Source organism: Lysinibacillus sp. UBA6686 (genome assembly GCF_002455205.1).
GTDB classification, from domain to species: Bacteria; Bacillota; Bacilli; order Bacillales_A; family Planococcaceae; genus Lysinibacillus; species Lysinibacillus pakistanensis.
This window is the reverse complement of record NZ_DKJS01000053.1, coordinates 1-18,261: the sequence shown is the minus strand read 5'-3', so window position 1 is coordinate 18,261 and position 18,261 is coordinate 1. Positions and strand designations below refer to the sequence as shown.

General features: G+C 32.1%; 14 protein-coding genes and 3 pseudogenes. 5 read left to right on the top strand and 12 right to left on the bottom strand.

Annotation, left to right across the window (positions count from 1 at the left end; all coding sequences use genetic code 11):
- Positions 1 to 275: 275 nt before the first annotated feature.
- From B2R82_RS13790 to B2R82_RS13740, 11 genes are all read right to left on the bottom strand, one after another.
- A complete protein-coding gene (locus B2R82_RS13790) occupies positions 276 to 512 on the bottom strand; it encodes a hypothetical protein (RefSeq protein ID WP_286925409.1) in 237 nt (78 codons plus the stop codon).
- A gap of 45 nt (positions 513 to 557) precedes the next feature.
- Complete coding sequence (locus B2R82_RS13785) at positions 558 to 3,113, bottom strand: ABC transporter permease (RefSeq protein ID WP_286925408.1); 2,556 nt, start codon at positions 3,111 to 3,113, stop codon at positions 558 to 560.
- The gene (locus tag B2R82_RS13780; protein WP_286925407.1) at positions 3,097 to 3,885 is read right to left on the bottom strand and encodes an ABC transporter ATP-binding protein; all 789 of its coding nucleotides are present in this window, start codon (positions 3,883 to 3,885) and stop codon (positions 3,097 to 3,099) included. The genes B2R82_RS13785 and B2R82_RS13780 overlap by 17 nt, the downstream gene beginning before the upstream one ends.
- 4 nt (positions 3,886 to 3,889) lie before the next feature.
- Positions 3,890 to 5,722 (bottom strand): asparagine synthetase B family protein, encoded by a 1,833-nt coding sequence (locus tag B2R82_RS13775; RefSeq protein WP_286925406.1) that lies wholly within the window; start codon positions 5,720 to 5,722, stop codon positions 3,890 to 3,892.
- On the bottom strand, positions 5,722 to 6,105 hold the full coding sequence (locus tag B2R82_RS13770) for a lasso peptide biosynthesis B2 protein (protein ID WP_286925405.1): 384 nt from the start codon (positions 6,103 to 6,105) through the stop codon (positions 5,722 to 5,724). Before B2R82_RS13770 ends, B2R82_RS13775 begins: the two co-directional genes overlap by 1 nt.
- Before the next feature lie 7 nt (positions 6,106 to 6,112).
- Positions 6,113 to 6,391 (bottom strand): PqqD family protein, encoded by a 279-nt coding sequence (locus B2R82_RS13765; RefSeq protein WP_286925404.1) that lies wholly within the window; start codon positions 6,389 to 6,391, stop codon positions 6,113 to 6,115.
- An 11-nt stretch (positions 6,392 to 6,402) separates the two neighbouring features.
- On the bottom strand, positions 6,403 to 8,166 hold the full coding sequence (locus B2R82_RS13760; RefSeq protein ID WP_286925403.1) for an ABC transporter ATP-binding protein: 1,764 nt from the start codon (positions 8,164 to 8,166) through the stop codon (positions 6,403 to 6,405).
- Between the two features lie 11 nt (positions 8,167 to 8,177).
- Positions 8,178 to 8,618, bottom strand: a complete 441-nt coding sequence (locus B2R82_RS13755) for a MauE/DoxX family redox-associated membrane protein (protein WP_286925402.1) — start codon at positions 8,616 to 8,618, stop codon at positions 8,178 to 8,180.
- Positions 8,603 to 9,052, bottom strand: coding sequence for a hypothetical protein (locus B2R82_RS13750; protein ID WP_286925401.1), 450 nt, complete (start codon positions 9,050 to 9,052; stop codon positions 8,603 to 8,605). The genes B2R82_RS13755 and B2R82_RS13750 overlap by 16 nt, the downstream gene beginning before the upstream one ends.
- Positions 9,053 to 9,055: 3 nt before the next feature.
- Entirely contained in the window at positions 9,056 to 9,745 is a 690-nt protein-coding gene (locus tag B2R82_RS13745; protein WP_286925400.1) for a hypothetical protein, read from the bottom strand.
- Positions 9,746 to 10,092: 347 nt separating this feature from the next.
- Positions 10,093 to 10,257 carry a lasso RiPP family leader peptide-containing protein gene (locus tag B2R82_RS13740; protein ID WP_286925399.1) on the bottom strand — a complete coding sequence of 55 codons (165 nt, stop codon included), beginning with the start codon at positions 10,255 to 10,257 and terminating at the stop codon, positions 10,093 to 10,095.
- Between the two features lie 287 nt (positions 10,258 to 10,544).
- Between B2R82_RS13740 and B2R82_RS13735 the strand changes: the two genes are divergently transcribed.
- Complete coding sequence (locus tag B2R82_RS13735; protein ID WP_286925398.1) at positions 10,545 to 11,279, top strand: hypothetical protein; 735 nt, start codon at positions 10,545 to 10,547, stop codon at positions 11,277 to 11,279.
- 114 nt (positions 11,280 to 11,393) lie between these two features.
- Here B2R82_RS13735 and ltrA read toward each other — a convergent pair.
- Positions 11,394 to 12,654: pseudogene (gene ltrA / locus B2R82_RS13730) on the bottom strand (group II intron reverse transcriptase/maturase).
- Between the two features lie 1,098 nt (positions 12,655 to 13,752).
- Between ltrA and tnpB the strand changes: the two are divergent.
- The 4 genes and pseudogenes from tnpB to B2R82_RS13710 all read left to right on the top strand — a co-directional run bounded on the left by tnpB (position 13,753) and on the right by B2R82_RS13710 (position 16,962).
- Positions 13,753 to 14,154, top strand: a complete 402-nt coding sequence (gene tnpB, locus B2R82_RS13725; protein ID WP_349680277.1) for an IS66 family insertion sequence element accessory protein TnpB — start codon at positions 13,753 to 13,755, stop codon at positions 14,152 to 14,154.
- 559 nt (positions 14,155 to 14,713) lie between these two features.
- A pseudogene (locus tag B2R82_RS24100) lies at positions 14,714 to 15,112 on the top strand (IS66 family transposase).
- Between the two features lie 121 nt (positions 15,113 to 15,233).
- Entirely contained in the window at positions 15,234 to 15,542 is a 309-nt protein-coding gene (locus tag B2R82_RS13715; protein WP_286925396.1) for an IS66 family transposase, read from the top strand.
- Positions 15,543 to 15,847: 305 nt separating this feature from the next.
- Positions 15,848 to 16,962: pseudogene (locus B2R82_RS13710) on the top strand (IS3 family transposase).
- Positions 16,963 to 18,261: the final 1,299 nt, after the last annotated feature.

Genomic DNA, 18,261 nt, shown 5'->3' with positions numbered 1-18,261 from the left:
TATTTTTGTATTTCGGGCTTACGAACAATCTCCTTTAAATGTAGGTTAAATATAAAAGTAGCTAATCTATTCAAAGATAAATTAGCTGCTCTTTTATGGTACATACTTATAAGTACACATTCATACTAACAGTACGATTTAAACGGTACAATTTTATATCAAGTCTACAAAATGCGATTTGCCATATGAGAAACTATACTAAAAAAACTCCTTATCAGAAAAAAGATAATCTTTTTTTATCTGTCTACCTAATAGTAAGCATCAATGTTAGTGGTTTATAAAATTATTTTTTCACCAGGGTTATCTAAATTTCTTTTTAAATTTATGATAATAAGTATTCGATGCGATCTATCAGTAACTCTTCCGAAATCAACAACTTGTTGTATTTCAACTATATCGTTTTCATATTGCCTTTGAGAATCTCTGACTTCACAAACTTTTTGACCTATATTTACATGGTCCCAATGACGTATATTTAATTCTACTGCTTCTTGGTAATTTTGTATTTTCAATTTTTATCCTCCTTCTTCATTGTACAAATTTTAAATTCCCGATTTTTATAAAGAAGATTCTTTCATGGCATCATGAAGATTTATAATTTTTAAGGAAACTGTTGCGATTAGGCCAGCGCTTATTCCAATAAATACACTTGAAAAGAATAAAATACCTAGTTGCTCAAATGGGATAAAAGTTATAACAATATTTAAACTTGAAAGTGTAATAATACTAAAAATTAATCCGCCAATAATTCCTATTACGCTTGCAATTATACCCAAAAACATGCCTTCTAACACTATTATTTTTTTTATTTGAGAAGGTGTAGCACCAATGGATCTAGTTATGCCAATTTCTCCAAGTCTCTCAAAGATATTTGAAATAATCGAATTGATTAATCCTATTCCTGAAATAAGGAAAATGATTATTACAAGAAACATAATAACTACAAACATATTATTAAGTAACTTTTTCTGTTCCTTCAATATTTCAGTACTGTCTATTATTTCAATATTTTTATCCTGTAAAATGGTTTCAATTTCTTTTTTTATTTTATTTACTTGCGCATTTGAAGTAAGAATTATATCGATTGATTCAAAACCCTTTATATCAAAATTTTTGTTTGCCCAATCTTCATGAACTAAAACTGTTGAATTCGGTAATTGTGGACTATTAACTAGTATTGAGACAATTCTAATAGTAATAATTTTATTATTAGACATTATTTTTATTTCATCATTAATTTTAATTCCTAAATTTTCAGCAACTCGATTGGTTATTGCACCTTCTCCATCTTGTAGTTCTGAAATTCCCTTACCAGAAAGAACATTAATTTTATTAATTTTTTCAAACTTAATTAGATTTGTACCAGACACTTCTAATCTATCATATTGATAATTATTTACTTTCATAAAGTTATACCATTTTTGGTCAGCTTTATTATAGTTATAATCTATTATCCTTGTTGTTGTATCTGTAGACATTGTTACCATTTCCTTGATTTCACCAATTCTTTGAAGTTTTTCTTTATAAGAAAAGCTTAATACTTCTGTATCTCTCAATTCAATTGGAGTATGAATAACTATATCTGAAGGTAAGCTCTGCTTGACTGTATATTCCATTCTTTCATACATTTCGTCTGTATATACATTACCAACTATTGATAATATTATACCTAACGATAAAATTGATACAGGCATAGCTACTTTATATCTATATCGAATTAAGTTTCTACTACTTATAAGGGCCTCTACCTCACAAAACTTCAATATAGGCTTAGTGATTAATGGTGTAAAGTGTTTAATTATGAGCGGAATAATTAATAATATCCCTATAATAAAAAATACCCCTCCAAAGGAACTGATATCTATAGTTAAAAAATCCTCAAATTTACTTCCGAATACCCCAATAATAATACCAAATACTATCATGAATAATCCGAGAATGTTTTGTATTTGTTCTCTTCTTTTTGGCAAAGGTATATATGATTTTATTATTTGAACCAGAGGAATTTTTCTAGTTGTTAGAGCTGGAAGAAACGCTCCTAATATTGACATAATAATACCTAACGAAAAAGTAAATAACAAAATTTGAATATTAATACTTTCTGTTGCTTGATTGGTATCTAGCCAATCATTTATAATATTGTCTAATTTAAAGTGGAATAAATATCCTAATATACAACCTAATAATGAACCAATGCATCCAATTAAAAAAGATTCAATTAGTATTATCCCTATTATTTGATGATTACTCCCACCCAAAATACGCATTAAAACCCATTGCTTTCTTCTGTGCTGAACTGATAGATAAAAGCTACCCATTATTAAAAACATTACTATCAATAATGAAGCTATACCACCCCCAAATATTATCGGTTTAATAGCATTCAACTTATTAAAATACTTTTTAAGATACAGGCGTTCATCTATTTTCACTTCATCAAAACTCTGCTGTACTTCACTTATAATCATTTTTTTCTCACTAATATTATTTGTTTTAACTTGCAACAAATTCACTTTATCTTCTAATTGAAGTTCCTTTTGGAGCCAATCCAGGGAAAAAAATGCTTTTTGTCCCATAATATTGGAAGAAGGCGATCTTAATTTCCCTACTACCAATACCTCTTTAGGTAGATAATTAGGAAATTGCATTTGTATTCTATCACCTACATTGATGTTGTTTTTATCAAGGTAAGCTTCAGTAATAGCAACTTCAGCTCCATTTTTAGGGTATCTTCCCTCCAAAATATTAAATGAAATAATATCAGGCGAATTATCTTCCACTCCCCAATATGAAGGCAGACTTAAAAGCTCTTTTGTATCAGGAATCACATATGGAATTAATACTTTAGAAAATTCCATCGTTTTTTTTATACTTACTAATGATTCTATTTCTTCTTCAGTGAAGTATTTCCCATTTTTGTTATATCCAAATTGAAGGTCATAATCTCCATAATCAGAAATAATCTGCTTTTGAATTTTTTCTTCCATTGATTCATTACTCAATAATAAAGTTGTTGCCAACATTACGCCTAGAGTAATTCCTATAATGACTAAAATAGATTTCATTAAACTTTTCTTGAGAGAATTTAAAGCGTATTTAACAATCCAAATCATATGAAGTAACCTCAGTCACGAGTTTTGAATTCATGATTTCCTGAATTTTCTCTATTTTTTTCATTATATGTTGATCTTCATTTTCTGTAATTCCTTGAATTTCATAAACTATTTTTCCATCTTGTAAAAAAATGATTCTATCTGCATGTACAGCAACAAAGGGATCGTGAGTTACAATTATTGCTGTTTGTTGAAAGTACTCACAAGCATCCTTTAGTATAGAAATTATATTTTTACTATTTTCTGAATCTAATGCGCCAGTTGGCTCATCTGCTAATATGATATCGGGTTTATTTGAAAAAGCTCTTGCTATTGCAACTCTTTGTTGCTGCCCTCCAGAGAGTTGAGAAGGATAATATTTATCTTTTCCCTCAAGGCCTACAATATCTAATATTTCTATTGATCTTAAAGTGGCATCATTATACTTGTAATTAGATAAAAGCAACGGTAATGCTACATTTTCTACTGCATTTAAAGTGGGGATCAAGTTGTAGTGTTGGAAAATAAAACCAACTTTTTTTCTTCTAAATAATGCAAGTTTTTTCTCTCTTAATGACGAAATTTCCTCATCTCCAATTTTTATTGTTCCACTTGTTGGAGTATCTAACCCACCTATTAATTGCAATAAAGAAGTTTTTCCTGAACCACTTTTCCCCATGATACAAACAAACTCTCCTTTATTAATCTTAAAGGTTATTTCTGAAAGAATCTTGATACAAGTATCATCAATGGTGAAAGCTTTTTCGACATTATTTATTTCGATAAGACTCAAAATATCACCTCAAATAAGTAAGTGTAGGCATTCTAATTTCTCTCCTATAAAACCATAATTCTAATGATACAATTGTCCACATAAAATCTGTATTATTGGTACCTCCCTGTTTCCAAAGATGTAAATCTTTAACAAAATCCGAATGATTAACAAGCCCCAATTCTGCTAAATATCCGTTTTTTAATGCTTTCGACATCTCCGACCATTCATTTTGTAGCCCTTTATAAATAATAGAGAAATGTGTTGTTTTATCATAACGACTTAATATCCTATTAGGTACAATATTATCTAATGACCTTTTTAATATTATTTTTTTTATGGAGCCCTGTATTTTTTGATTTGTAGGAATTGAGACCAAAAACTCTATCAATTTTTTATCCAAAAATGGATGTCTAGCTTCCATTCCTAATGGAGCTGCTATGTATTGATCCATAAATGGCGTTAGTATATTATTTATTAGTTTTTCTTCCTTATCTCTTACAAGTTTTCCCCGCTTAATTTTGTTTTCCTGCATGTAAGAGTTTACTTCATACGATAGCCATGAATTGATAGTTGGCTTATTTCTTTTGAATAAAGGGAAAATACCATAATGGATAAGGTTTTTAAAAAACGGTTCCTCTCTTATTTCTGCTAATTTCTTTACGTCTTTAATAGCATCTTTCCATTGGAATTTCCAAATATAATCAGCAATAATCAAATTACTCCCTGATAAAACCTCATCTCCACCCGCACCAGTTAATATTACTTTAGCTCCCTCCGCATTTGCTTTCGAATATATACTTTTTTGAGTGTTATAGGTCGCAATATTTACGTAAGGCTCAGATGTAATCGGCGCATCATTTGGAAACCCTTTAAAACTCCATAATTCATCTCCAAGAATTTCATGAGTACTCTTTTTATATTTCTCACACACTAATCTAATATAGTCTCGTTCATCTTCTGAAGGATTTCTATCAAAAACTACTGAAACAGGAAAAAAGTCTTTTCCTGAAATTGTTGGGTTTAATGTACAACCACTTGAAAATATGCTTGTTGAATCTAATCCTCCGCTCATAGCTACTGATACTGGATAATCAGATCTCATACAATCTTTTACAGCTTGAAAGAATAATTCTCTAAAATTCTCATAATACTCAAATTCATTTTTGTATTTAGTGTCATTAATATTTTGTATATCCCAATATTTCAGGAGTTCTAATTTACCATTTCTAATGACTAATGTATGAGCAGCTGGTAATTTCATAATATCTTTATAAGGGGTTTTTTCAGATGTGACAAACCCTTGATTTGCAATGAATTCAATAAAATACTCTTTATTCCATGTATTTATGTTTGTACTGTTTAATAAACCTTCTAACATACTTGAAAAAATAAACTTCTCACCATTCCATTTATAAAATAAAGGTTTTTGTCCCAGGAAATCTTTTCCACATATAAGCTGCTTTATATTTGAATCCCAAATAACAAATGCAAATTCTCCATAAAGTAATTTTGGAAAACTAACACCCCAAACTTTGTAAAATTTCCATAAAAGTAATACATCTGAATCTGTAATACTAGCTTTTAGCCCTTTAGTATTTAGCATACCAACTAAATCTTCTCTTCTATCTAATCTAATATCAGCAACAATAAATATACCATCTTTTTCCAATGGTTGCTTTTCTAATTTTGATTCAGGAGTTATATTTAATGCGTTAAAACCCATTCCGATATGATTATCAATTAATAAATCTATATAATCATTCCCTCGAGAAATGTTATTTTTCACCATTCGTAATATTTCTTCTCTATCTGGCATTCTATTTTCTTTATAATAAATACCTGATATACCACTCATTAATTTCTGTCTCCTATTCTCATAATTTCAATATATGATTGGCTCACGGATTGTACATCATTAATTACTTTATCTTCGTAAACTAACCATGCATGAGAACTAAATGGGAATTTTTTTACACCAATAATTAATTGAACTGGTATACCCTTTTTCCTTATTAGCTTAAAGCCAATTAAAGAACGATGTAAACATTGTGCATTCCCAAAAAACCAAAAACATACTTTATCAATTTTTTTAAGTAACTTTCTTATGTCTTTAGATTTATATTTTTTTAATTGTACTTTTCCCCATTTCTTCTCATATATTCCTATCACTTGCCCGAACTCTTTCTTTTTTAAAAGATAATTAACTAAAATCGTTTCATAAATTAATCTAACACTCAAAATAGCATCACTTCTCCAGTAATAGAATGGACCTCTCGTTTAGATCTCTAATAAAAAGTGTAATATCTTGGGATACTTGATTTATCATATTTTGTTCTATATTATATTCCTTCACTATTTCTTGAATAATATCTGAGAACGCAAGTCCATCTACTAAATGTCTCCAAACAAAAACACCAACTTCGTCTAGACCATAATAAATACCACTTTGTTGGTTTAATAATACTGCCTCATTATCAATCTCTGTAAATACAATATTTTCATTTTTATAATACTTTACTCCCATCATTTCCACCCCTAAATTAAAACTTCGTTATTTTCACCACTTTGACTTTCATATAATTCCTTAAATCTTTTTCCTTCTTTCATAAGTTTATCAAAATTACCTTTCTCCACAATTTTCCCTTGTTCTAAATAGAAGATAACGTCGCAATCCCTAATAGTGGAAAGTCTATGTGCAATAATTAATGTTGTCTTATCTTGTTGAAGATTAAAAATAGCATTTTTCACATAATTTTCCGAAATCGCATCTAAAGCAGAAGTCACCTCATCCAAAATTAATATTTTACTATTTTTAATAAACATTCTAGCTATTGTTATTCTTTGTTTTTGCCCTGTAGATAATCTAAAACCTTTTTCCCCAACTATAGTGTCATATCCTTTTTCTAATCCCATTATAAATTCATGTATGCATGCGTTTTTTGCTGCATTTATTACATCTATTTCTGGAATTTCTCCACATCCGTATGTTATATTTTCTCTAATTGTCATATGAAACAGATACGGCTCTTGTTGAACATAACTAATTAAATTTGTTAATGTTTTTTTATCAAATTTTTTTAGATTAAATTCATCCAAGTATATTTCACCACTATCTGGTTCAATTAGTCTGCTCAATAGATTTGCCAGTGTTGTTTTTCCTGATCCACTTTCTCCAACTATCGCTATTTTTTGCCCTGGTTTAATATCAATCTCTAAATCTTTTACGATGGGTTCTTTTTTATCGAAAGAAAATGTAACGTTTTCGAAACGAATATTACCTAAAATATCCTTGTTGATGTATCCTTCTTCGGGGAAATTGATTTCATCTTCATTATCCCTAAATTCTACTATCCTTGATAATATTTTCATAAAAACAGGTATTTTCATCCATGAATTAGATAGCGATTTTACAATATCTGTTAATTGGATAACATATGCTGAAAACGCAACTATTGTACCTATACTTGTTCTCCCATCCCTAATTTCTTGACCGGCCACTAAAAATACTGCAATAGGAGCTATTACTGCTAAAATTCCTGTTATTGCATTAAGAATTTCTATTAAAGTGACACTAAAAACATTATATTTTGAAATGGATTTTATAATTTTACTAAACTGTTTTTTTTCAATCTCTTGTGATCCTATTGTTTTAATTAAGAAAACACCATTGATATTCATTGTCTCATGAATTTTTGATACAGAATCTGCCCTAAAATCCATAGCTTTTTCATTAATCGGGACTGTCCACTGAGAAAAGAAATGACTAGGTAAAATAATTAATGGAACAAAAAGTACACTTACCCACATTAAAAGTGGATGAAGTAAGTACATGGTAATAATTGTAGTAATTAGTAAAAAAAGCTTTGTGGTAAACTGTATTGTAATGTTAAATAAATAGGTATTCAGTTCTCCTGGCTCTCGTAAAACACGCTGTAAAATTTGACCACTTTTATTGTTTATATAGAAGTTTAAAGATTTATCTAAAATCCTACTATACATGTCTAGTTGCAAAATATTTGCAGTTCTTTCCGACAATAAAGATGAAAAATAAGTAAGCAGTATATTGAGCAATCCAAGTACAATCGGAAAAGATGCATAAATTACCAAAAGTAATGTAAGAGAATATTTACTTGTTCCTTGTAATCCATTATCTATTATTTCTTTAAGTACTATTGGAGATAAAGGACCTATTATACTGACAAGTGTTATACAAAATATTACTAATATAGCTACTTTCCATTCAATTGATATTGTTTTGATTAGCCATTTTAATTGTTGCAAACCTTCTTTTTTTTTCATATTTATTCTCCTTAAATTAATTGAGTATTTGGGAAAGATAAGATAAGGAGGAACATAATAAACATGCCAAAATTTCTCAGAACATGTTTCATTGTAATTTTCTCTGCGGAATGTAAACCAAAGCAACCACAGCCATTAGGTTGTACTTTGTTTAGTTTTAGAATCATAAGAATTGCAAAACCCATTTGCATTAGAGCACCAACTAGAGCTGCTGAAAATATATTTGAACCTCCAATTAATAAAGCTATAACTACTGTAATTTCTAGTGCTGGGACAGTTACAGCGATTAAGGGAACTAAAAAATTAGGAAAGATTTTATAATCCTCTATAACAACTTTAAATGCATAAATGTCTTTGAATTTTCCAATTGAACTTTTAAAATAAATCACTGCAGCCACTATACTTAGGATACGTATAAAATACTGAAATAAAATATTTAATGCTTCTTCCATTCCATTGCTACCCCCTCTATAAAATCTTGATATTGTACTATATCATTTTTTGGTCTGTTAGGAGAGGGGATATATTTTTTTATTATTTCACCTTTTTCAATTTGTAAAATAGCTGGAACTTGAGAATGAATTACAAAATTTTGTTTACTACGTGAGTCTATAGAAATAAAATTAATTTTAAGATCTACCATTGTTTTTTTTATTTCAGAAAAAATGTTCATACATGATGTACATTTAAATGTGTCGATTATGAAAATAAGCAGTCTATCATCATTTTGAATTTTATCTATTACATCTTCAAATATGTCTAGTTCTTTAATTACTTTGTGATATCTCAAATATTTAGTTAGCAATATACTAATAGAGAATAAAAAAACAATACCTACCACGAAAAGATTAATATCAATAAAATTGTTCATTATATTTTCAAACACTCTCTACATCTCCTGCTGTTTTCTGATTATATTAATTATTTTTTCAATAACTTCATTTAATTGGTCAATAGTTCTATGGTATTCCACTTTATACAGCGGAACTTTACTAAAAGCACTTGAAGAAAATAATTCCAAATATCGAATGTGATTATTATCATTAATAATCGAAAGTGTAAAAACATTTGTCAATAAAATAATTAATTTTTCTTGGCCAGTTACCTTAGTGATAGTTATCTCCGTACCCTCTTCTTTTTTCGGACATAAATAGAAAAGACCTCCTAAAATAGTAGGGGTTTTACAAATCCGTTTTTCTTCTAATGTACATATGTATTTTGATGATAACTCAGTTAATAAGGTACCTTTTTTTATAAATTTTCCTTTAGAAATTGACTTAGGATCCAGCTTTAATGCAGGATACCCAGGATAAGCAAGCACTTGATGGCGTTTTAAAGTTAACGGTAAAACATCATCTGTAAGAAAATTAAAGCCTTTATTAAGAAAAATAACCTGTGCTGTGGATTTCCCAACTCCTGGACCCGCGATCAATCCGAATGATTTATTATTAAATACCAATCCACTAGAATGCATTGGTATTAGCCCTTTATACTGTAATATATATGGTAAAACGATTCCTACAAAACAGGCCCCTATATCTTTTAAAGAAGAACAATTTACAAATTTACTTAAATACATGTATTTACCATCCGCAGACAATCTATATTCGCCAGTTAAATAATTAACATAAATGTGTTCATGTTCTTGTATTTTAATAAAATCAGTAAATTCTTTATTACTTGGGGGTTCAATTGTATTCTTATTAATAGAGAAACTTAAATCGATTTGAGTTAATTCCTCTATTCCCTTTAAACCAACAGGTAATTCAATTTCACTAGAGATTCTTATGCCATAAAATTCATAATAAAACAGACTACCCTCTCCTTTAACTTAATATCATATCCTTTTAATACAACAACAGGCGGAATGACTATTCTTATACCTGTTGTTGTATTCTTTCAAGCTATAAATACTAATGTTGATTTTTAACAATATCCTGATTCACCAGGGTATATATCAACACATTTACCGCCCTCCATACGGTAGGAGAAATTATTAAACCATATTTCACATCCCCAACCACCGCATCCTTTAACTAATTCAGCTGCGTTTCCAAATTCAACTATAATAGGAGCACTATAACGTTTCATTTTTTCACCTCCTTTGAATTAAACAATAACAATGCTTCCATAATATACAATTAATTACACAATAAGTCAATTTTTGATAATAAAACTATTTTCGGTATTGAAATTGGAAGCGTAATTATTAAACTATTATTTAAACAATAAGGTGATAGCTACTATAACATATAATTAATTTCAGAATAAGCAAATATTGTATAAGAACCTTATTTTGTAATAAAAGGTTGAAATATGGATTATATTGTTATAACATGGTTAATGTACCAAAAACAATTAAAAAAGGAGTGTAAGTTTTGAAAAAAAATCGTAAATTTTTACCATTGATACCCTTGATGTCTCTTTTAGTATTATTTCCAAACAACAATTCATCTTTAGCTGCAGAGAATCAATCAAATCTTGAACCATTTGAACAAAGAGCTTTTGAAAATCCCAATGAATATGAAACTTATTTAAATGATCAATATCATTTAGATGAAATCATAGAAAGCGCTAGTAAAAATACTACTACAACCGTAGATTTTTATTCTAAAGTGGGGACCGATTATTTTGGCAATAACATTTATCAAGAAACTATCTTAAATATTACACTTGATGATGAGGGAAATCTTACTGATTTAACTGCTACAAGAGATCAAAATAGTATTAATTTTGGTGATGCTCCCCGGTTTACTGCTTATGCTACGCCTAAAAATCCAGATGTACCATATAAATTAAACGGTGGTTCTAGAGAGAATGATTTTGTTACACCACATGCCTACGAAAGACATTCTTATGATTCATCAAGAACATCATCTTCTAGCAGAACAATGTATGCTAAAGATGTAAATGTAAAAGACTTGTATAATATGACTAAAATAGGCCCTGACAATTATTGGGATAATAAAAAAGATGGTAAAATATATGCTACTACTTATGCTTTACGATTTTCTTCTAATATAAGTGTTAAACCTACTATTACAAAAGACCATAGAGTGATTATTAATAGACAAGATCCCGATTCTAGTACACAATTCCCTTTTTACCAATAGTTCAATAGATTCGTACTAATTTAGCTGAGGCATATTAAAAATCGAGTAGGAGGGAGTGATTAACTCCCGACCTCTCACACCACCGTACATACGGATCCGTATACGGCGGTTCAATTAAGATGAATAACGCAAAGTCTCGTAACGAACTTGCATACTTTTCAGCCCTTGGCTTTCCCAATAGGAATTGCCGAGGGTTCTGTGTAATATGGGGCTTTTTGAGATGCGCCAGTACCCTTTTCGGGTATTTCCCCATTCGTATGCTTTTCCATATGGAACTTTTAAACGAATGAGATTTCTGACTCTGGTTCAGGGTTTCTTCCAATTCTTCCAAAGACACATTCGCAATCTTCTTTTAATCCAACTGTCTAATTTACTAAATACTAAAGGTATATCTGCAAGCGCAAAATATCCACACCATCCAATTAGATATTGGTTTAATTTCTCGATACGATATTCCATTAGAAATGGCATCTTTCTAGAGGTAATTTCTCGTATTTTCTTCTTCATTCGTTGAAGGCTTGTTTTCGCAACCCGAACTTTTGGTTCTTTATTGTGTGAAAAACTGAAACCCAGGAATTTTCGATTCCATGGTTGGTCTACCGCTGATTTGGACTCATTCACTTTCAAGCGTAGTGTTCGTTCGATGAATCGCTGTACGCTTGCTATTGTACGCTCTTCCGCACGTTTACTTTTTACATAGATATTGCAGTTGTCTGCGTAGCGAACGAATTTATGACCACGTTTCTCTAATTCTTTATCAAGCTCATCTAACACGATATTTGAAAGAAGTGGATTTAATGGTCCATCTTGCGGTGTTCCTTCGTCTGTACTCGAAACAACTCCATTTATCATGACACCAGTTTGAGATATTTACGGATAAGTTTTAATAATGATTTATCATGAATTCTTTTTGCTAATGTTGCCATTAATCGGTCGTGATTGACCTTATCAAAGAATTTTTCTAAATCCATATCCACAACCCAACGATATCCTGCCCTCATAAACCCTTCGCTTTTCGGACTACGTCATGAGCACTCCGATTTGGTTGGAATCCATAACTGTTGTCCGAGAAAGTTTGGTCATATTCCTTTGACAATATCTGCGATATGGCTTGTTGAATCAAACGGTCTGTCACGGTTGAGATTCCTAATAGACGCACACCGCCGTCTGGTTTCGGAATTTCGACACGACGTACTGGTTGCGGTTCATAGGTTCCCGCTAAAATTTGCGCTTTAATGGATTCCTAATTTTCGAGGATGTGCTGACGTAAGGTTTGTACGGGCATCATGTCTACTCCACGGCTTCCTTTATTCGCTTCCACTCGCTTTAATGCTTGTATCATATTCGGACGTGCTAGAATTTGATTCAACATCACCATTTCGTTCCTTTCCGTGAATAGCTTGTCTTCTTATGCCCACCTGAACTACACCCTCCGCAAATACCCTCATGGACTTCACCATTACTTTCTAAGCATGGGGTTTCTCTGTTTTCTGTGTTTATTCATTCAAGGTGGAATGCCAAGGGCTATTCTCTCTTAGTTGTTCAGCCCTTCCGATTAGTTCTAGACCCAATCGTACTATGACCTCTACTGACTTCTGATGGTCAACTACTTGTCACCAAGTAGGTTATGAAGGGTACTTCACGTTTCCATCAGACCTCCCCGGGTAAGCGTATGCACTTTCACACTTTCCGCTTCATTTACTCGATATGACCTTCTACAGAATTTGTTTTGTAATGCAAACTCATCCAATCATACCTAGCCTTATATGAGATTCGTGTTCCTCGGACCGGTGTTTTGCCTCCAGATTCCGCGTCGCCACGGACACCCTTGCTCTTGGCTAACCTCTACTTCTATCTTCGGAGTTCGGGACTTGCACCCTATAGTTCATACGCATGCCGGGCGCACATCAAGTAGTAGACTAGCCATTAATTGGCTAGTCTACCTCTCATATCATCTTCTGTATGGTTCCGTATACGTGGGTTCAATCTCTTAAGTATCTGAGCTCATAAAGCTGGGTAGGTCTTCCCCCCACTTTGTGAGCTCTTCATTTGTTATAGATAGATGGAAAACCTCGCATTTCGGTAGTCGCCAATATCCTTTTCTTGAATGTGCTATTTTCATTGTAATCGTCATGATTGGTTTCATATTGACTTAGTTTCATATACCTCGTTTTTGGTTTCTTCCATCGCTTCAAGAACAGTCGCACGGATGGGAAATTTAACTAATTCTGTATAAAATCGTAATAATACCTTCGTATGCCACATCAATTAACTATTATCCCCGTCACATTATATCCCGAAATTAATAATTCCTATGTAGCCAACTCAACAGAATGTTCACACATTAATACATGTACGATTAAAGCAGCAACGGTGGGAATTTCCTTCTGTAACGGCGTAGACGAGCACCTCATCCAAAGTTTGATGAGGAAGTTGAAACCTCTGTAAAACACGATTTTACTAACGTGAAAATATCTACATCGTTTGTGAAAAGACGGATATGTCAAAAGGCATTGATGACTTAGCTACATTGATTCAAGATTCTTTCGATCTTGATCCCTATGGAGATTCAGTTTTCTTGTTTTGCGACCCAAGTAAATGTCGATACAAATGTTTGTATTTTGATAGGGATGGGTTCGCCCTACTCTATAAACGCTTAAAAGGCAAAAAACTCCAATGGCCGAAAGATGAAAATGAAGTACGGAACCTTTCGAAACAAGGGCTTCGCTGGCTTTTAGAAGGTTTATCACTACAGCAGTCAAGGGCAATAAAAAAACACCAAAAGGTGTATTCTAAATTCACTTTCTCAAATGGTATAATACAGAATTTTATACGAGCGAAAAACGGTGAATGTTTTGGTGAAAGCTTCTTTTAACAGAAATTAATTAAACTTCTTGAAGAACAGCTTGAAACATATTGAAATCGAGAAAACAAAATACACTGCACCAGACGAACAAGGATCATTATTTGATGATGTACAGTCTTTTAGTGATTCTGAGCACACAGAAGAATAAAGCACTCACATAATTTCCTATACTGTTGTACGTAAAATAAAATATATAAGAAAAAGCGCAATGATTCACTTCATGATCGCTTAGAAATTGAAACGGTTCACTATCATCCAGACAGTACGAAGTACGACTATTGCCATGGACAAATGATTGAAATTGGCGCAAATATCACATGTGAAAAAGCGAAATCCATTCCCGCAATGATGATGAAAGTTCAACACGTTGAACATGCTTACGAATGTAAAAGCTACATAAGCGATTCATCCCAAAAGCCCAGATTAAACGTGGGAAAGCGCCACACCCTGTCATTCAACATAGTATTGCAGGCCCAAGCGTTTTGCCAAAACTTATCTATGATAATACTTACCTCTTTACCGTCAGGTAAAGAAATGGGAACATCATGGCTTACATATGAATGATTAAATCCTTTCAAACTGGATCATTCGCGCAGCTCAAGATTGGTTATTACCTGTTTACGAACAATCGAAATCAATCATGATGGTGAAATCTGTTTTATATGTCGATGAAACATATGCACAAATTATTAAGGCGTTCGAATGAAAAGTCCGGTCAATCGAATGCCTACAATTAGGTGTACCGAGCCAAGGTCCCATGATTATTCTATTTCAGAGTTCGTTATCACGAGCACGGTCTGTCTTTGAAGATTTTACGAAAGGTTATACTGGCACAATAGTTTGTGATGGTTATTCTACTCACAGCAAACTAGAAGGTGCAACCCTCGCCAATTGTTGGGCACATGTCCGTCGTTATTGGTTGAAGGAAGATAGTAAAAACAGAAACCGGCGGAAAATATTGCGATAATTTATACCGACTCTAAGAAAACTTCGAAACCGATCGGTGAAAAATTTCTGGATTGGATTGAAAAATTGCCGTTCTATGGAAAAAATGTGCTTGTAAAGGCTATGAATACACATTCAATCAATTGAATGATCTGAAAGCATTATTGAATGATAGGCGTATTGAAATAGATAATATCCTAGCCAAAAATGCCATTTATACCAACATCATAGAGAGAAAAAATTGGCTTTTCTCTGTCAGTGAAGCAGGTGCAAAAACAAACGTCATCTGCCTGAGCGTCGCAGAAACGGCCAAAGCAAATGGTGTGGACCTCTTTCAATACCTGATGAAGTTAATGACGGATTTACCAAATCTGGATATCCATCGAAATCTAGACATTTTAAATCACTACATGCCTTGGTCAAAAAACATCCAAGCCGCATGTATAAAATAGAATACCCGTACATTTGATAAAAAATCAATGATATACGGCTTGACTGAAAAGGTGCGCCTATTTTGTATAAATCGGGCTTACAAAGTACTTTCCTTAATGACTTTATTTACAATCTGATTATCCTTTATATAATTTTTCAAGAAAGCAATCCGATGCATAGATGGAAATATGAATTTCTAGAATTCTTTATCAATCTTGTTAGAACTCAAAAGCCATTTTCGTTCTACTGGATAGGCTACACTAAGTTAGACAGATTCTATAAGGGCTAGTACACTATAATTACTAACCTAAAGGAGCATGTTTTCATGTCACGTCAACGTCGAACTTTTACAGCCGATTTTAAACTTCAAATGGTGAAGCTATATGAAAATGGTAAATCTCGTGCAGATATTGTGAGAGAGTATGATATTACTCCATCTGCAATGGATCGTTGGATTAAAAACCATCAAGAGACTGGTTCTTTTAAGGCAGAAGATAACCGTTCACAGGAAGAAAATGAACTTGTAGAGCTACGCAAAGAAGTACAACGACTGCGAATGGAGAACGATATCTTAAAGCAAACAGCGCTGATCATGGGACGAAAATAGATGTGATTCGGCACAACGCTCACAAATATTCGGTATCAGCAATGTGCGACGTCCTACAAATTCCAAGAAGTTCATATTACTACCACTTAAAAATACGAGAAGACGATGAACGACAAGCACAAGAAGCTGATTTACAAGAGGCTATTTATGTCATCTTCAAACAAAGCCGTGATAATTACGGGAAACATAAAATAAAAAAAGAACTAGAAAAGCAGAATAAGATCGTTTCAAGACGACGAATTAGTCGAATCATGAAACATCTAGGCCTTGTCTCTAACTACACGGTCGCCTATTTTAAACCGTAGAAAAATCGAAGTAATGAAGCACCAGTAGCCAATGTGCTAAATCGTGAATTTGAACAAGAAAAGGCATTATCAGTTTTAGTCAGTGATTTGACATACGTACGGGTCTGGAAAAAATGGCACTATGTATGCTTATTTGTCGATCTCTTTAATCGCGAAATTGTCGGTGCAAGTGCTGGACCGAATAAAGATGCAGCGCTTGTCTATAAAGCGTTAAGTAGTATTAAAGGAAACTTAACAAATGTGCAACTTTTTCATACAGATCGAGGTTCAGAGTTTGATAATAAACTAATGACCGAAGCAACTGAAACGTTTGGAATCCAACGCTCACTAAGCGCAAAAGGATGTCCGTATGATAATGCCGTCGTAGAAGCTACATACAAGAGTTTCAAAGTTGAATTTGTCTACCAACGTACTTTCTTAACACAGGAACAACTTGAGCTTGAACTTTGGGATTATGTGAATTGGTTCAATAATATTCGCATTCACCAAACTCTTGGATATCTTACACCAGCTCAATTTAAAAAGTAGTATATATAACAACCATCGAAGAACGGCTTTACATGGAGTGGTGGGCATGATAGCCTCCGTTTGGCAGAGCCAGTTCTATGAAGTTGGTTCCTTGGCGCAAGAATCATTTTGTTTTAAGTTCTTCTATATAAGATAACTCTGTTTCGATATTAAATTTTATTTCCTCATATGTTTTACCACTTCTATCTAGAGTTATTTCTAAGGGTGTGCAAATTCTTCGGAAGACTCATATTATTACACAATTTACTAATATACTGATTTTCCGAAATACCACGTACCTGATGTGCAAATTTATTTCTTATTTTTTGTGTTGATAATAACAACTCAAAGTCTGTCTTTGAAATTAAATTAAAAGCTCTACAAATATGAATATTATTATCAAAATTGCCAAATGCCCCATTTATATTCGTCAATTTTTTAAATAGACCTTTATCATCTAGGACTGCTGCTTCTAATACTTTCTTAAGAACCTCCTCAAGTATTGAAACAGATAGAACTACAACACCCCTATCACTTTGACCTTCAAGTTCTTTGCAAATTCATGTAAATACTCAATATAATCATTCTCTTGTATCAATTCTTTTAACAAATCGTCGCTCATTTTGCACCTCTATTTAGAATATATGATTAGATATGAACACATTGTTAAACATTATTAGAGACTACCCATTTTGAAGTGGCTTTTTATGGTTTATTTAAAGCCTATGTTTTTTATGTTTCACCATTACTTCTGAAAGATTATTTAGAATATATGATTAGATATGAACACATTGTTAAACATTTATTAGAGACTACCCATTTTGAAGTGGCTTTTTATGGTTTATTTAAAGCCTATGTTTTTTATATTTCACCATTACTTCTGAAAGATTAATTATCCATCCACATTTGGATTTACACCATTTTTTTGTAGATGTGTTGAAATTATTTCGAATCAACTAGCCATACCCAAGGGGGATTCGATCCTTACCATATGCTTAGAAGGCGTATGCTTTATCCTACTGAATCTAATATTTCCAATGGTATAGGGCTATATTTTAACGAACAAGAGATTTGTTCATTTTTTTTAATAGGTATAAGCAAGAATAAAAAAACAGCTTGTTCATTTTTATAATCGCAAGCTGTTTTATTTTAAACAAAAAATATCACTAGCGTCGCATTAAAATAATTCAACGTTTCCATTAAGTCTGAATTTTCTGTAATCCAATCCTGACATAAAAAAATCCTTTATAATGGTTGGGCGGTAGTAAACCATCCAAATCCAAAATAAAGGACATACACATGGACAAGTTTACACGAAAA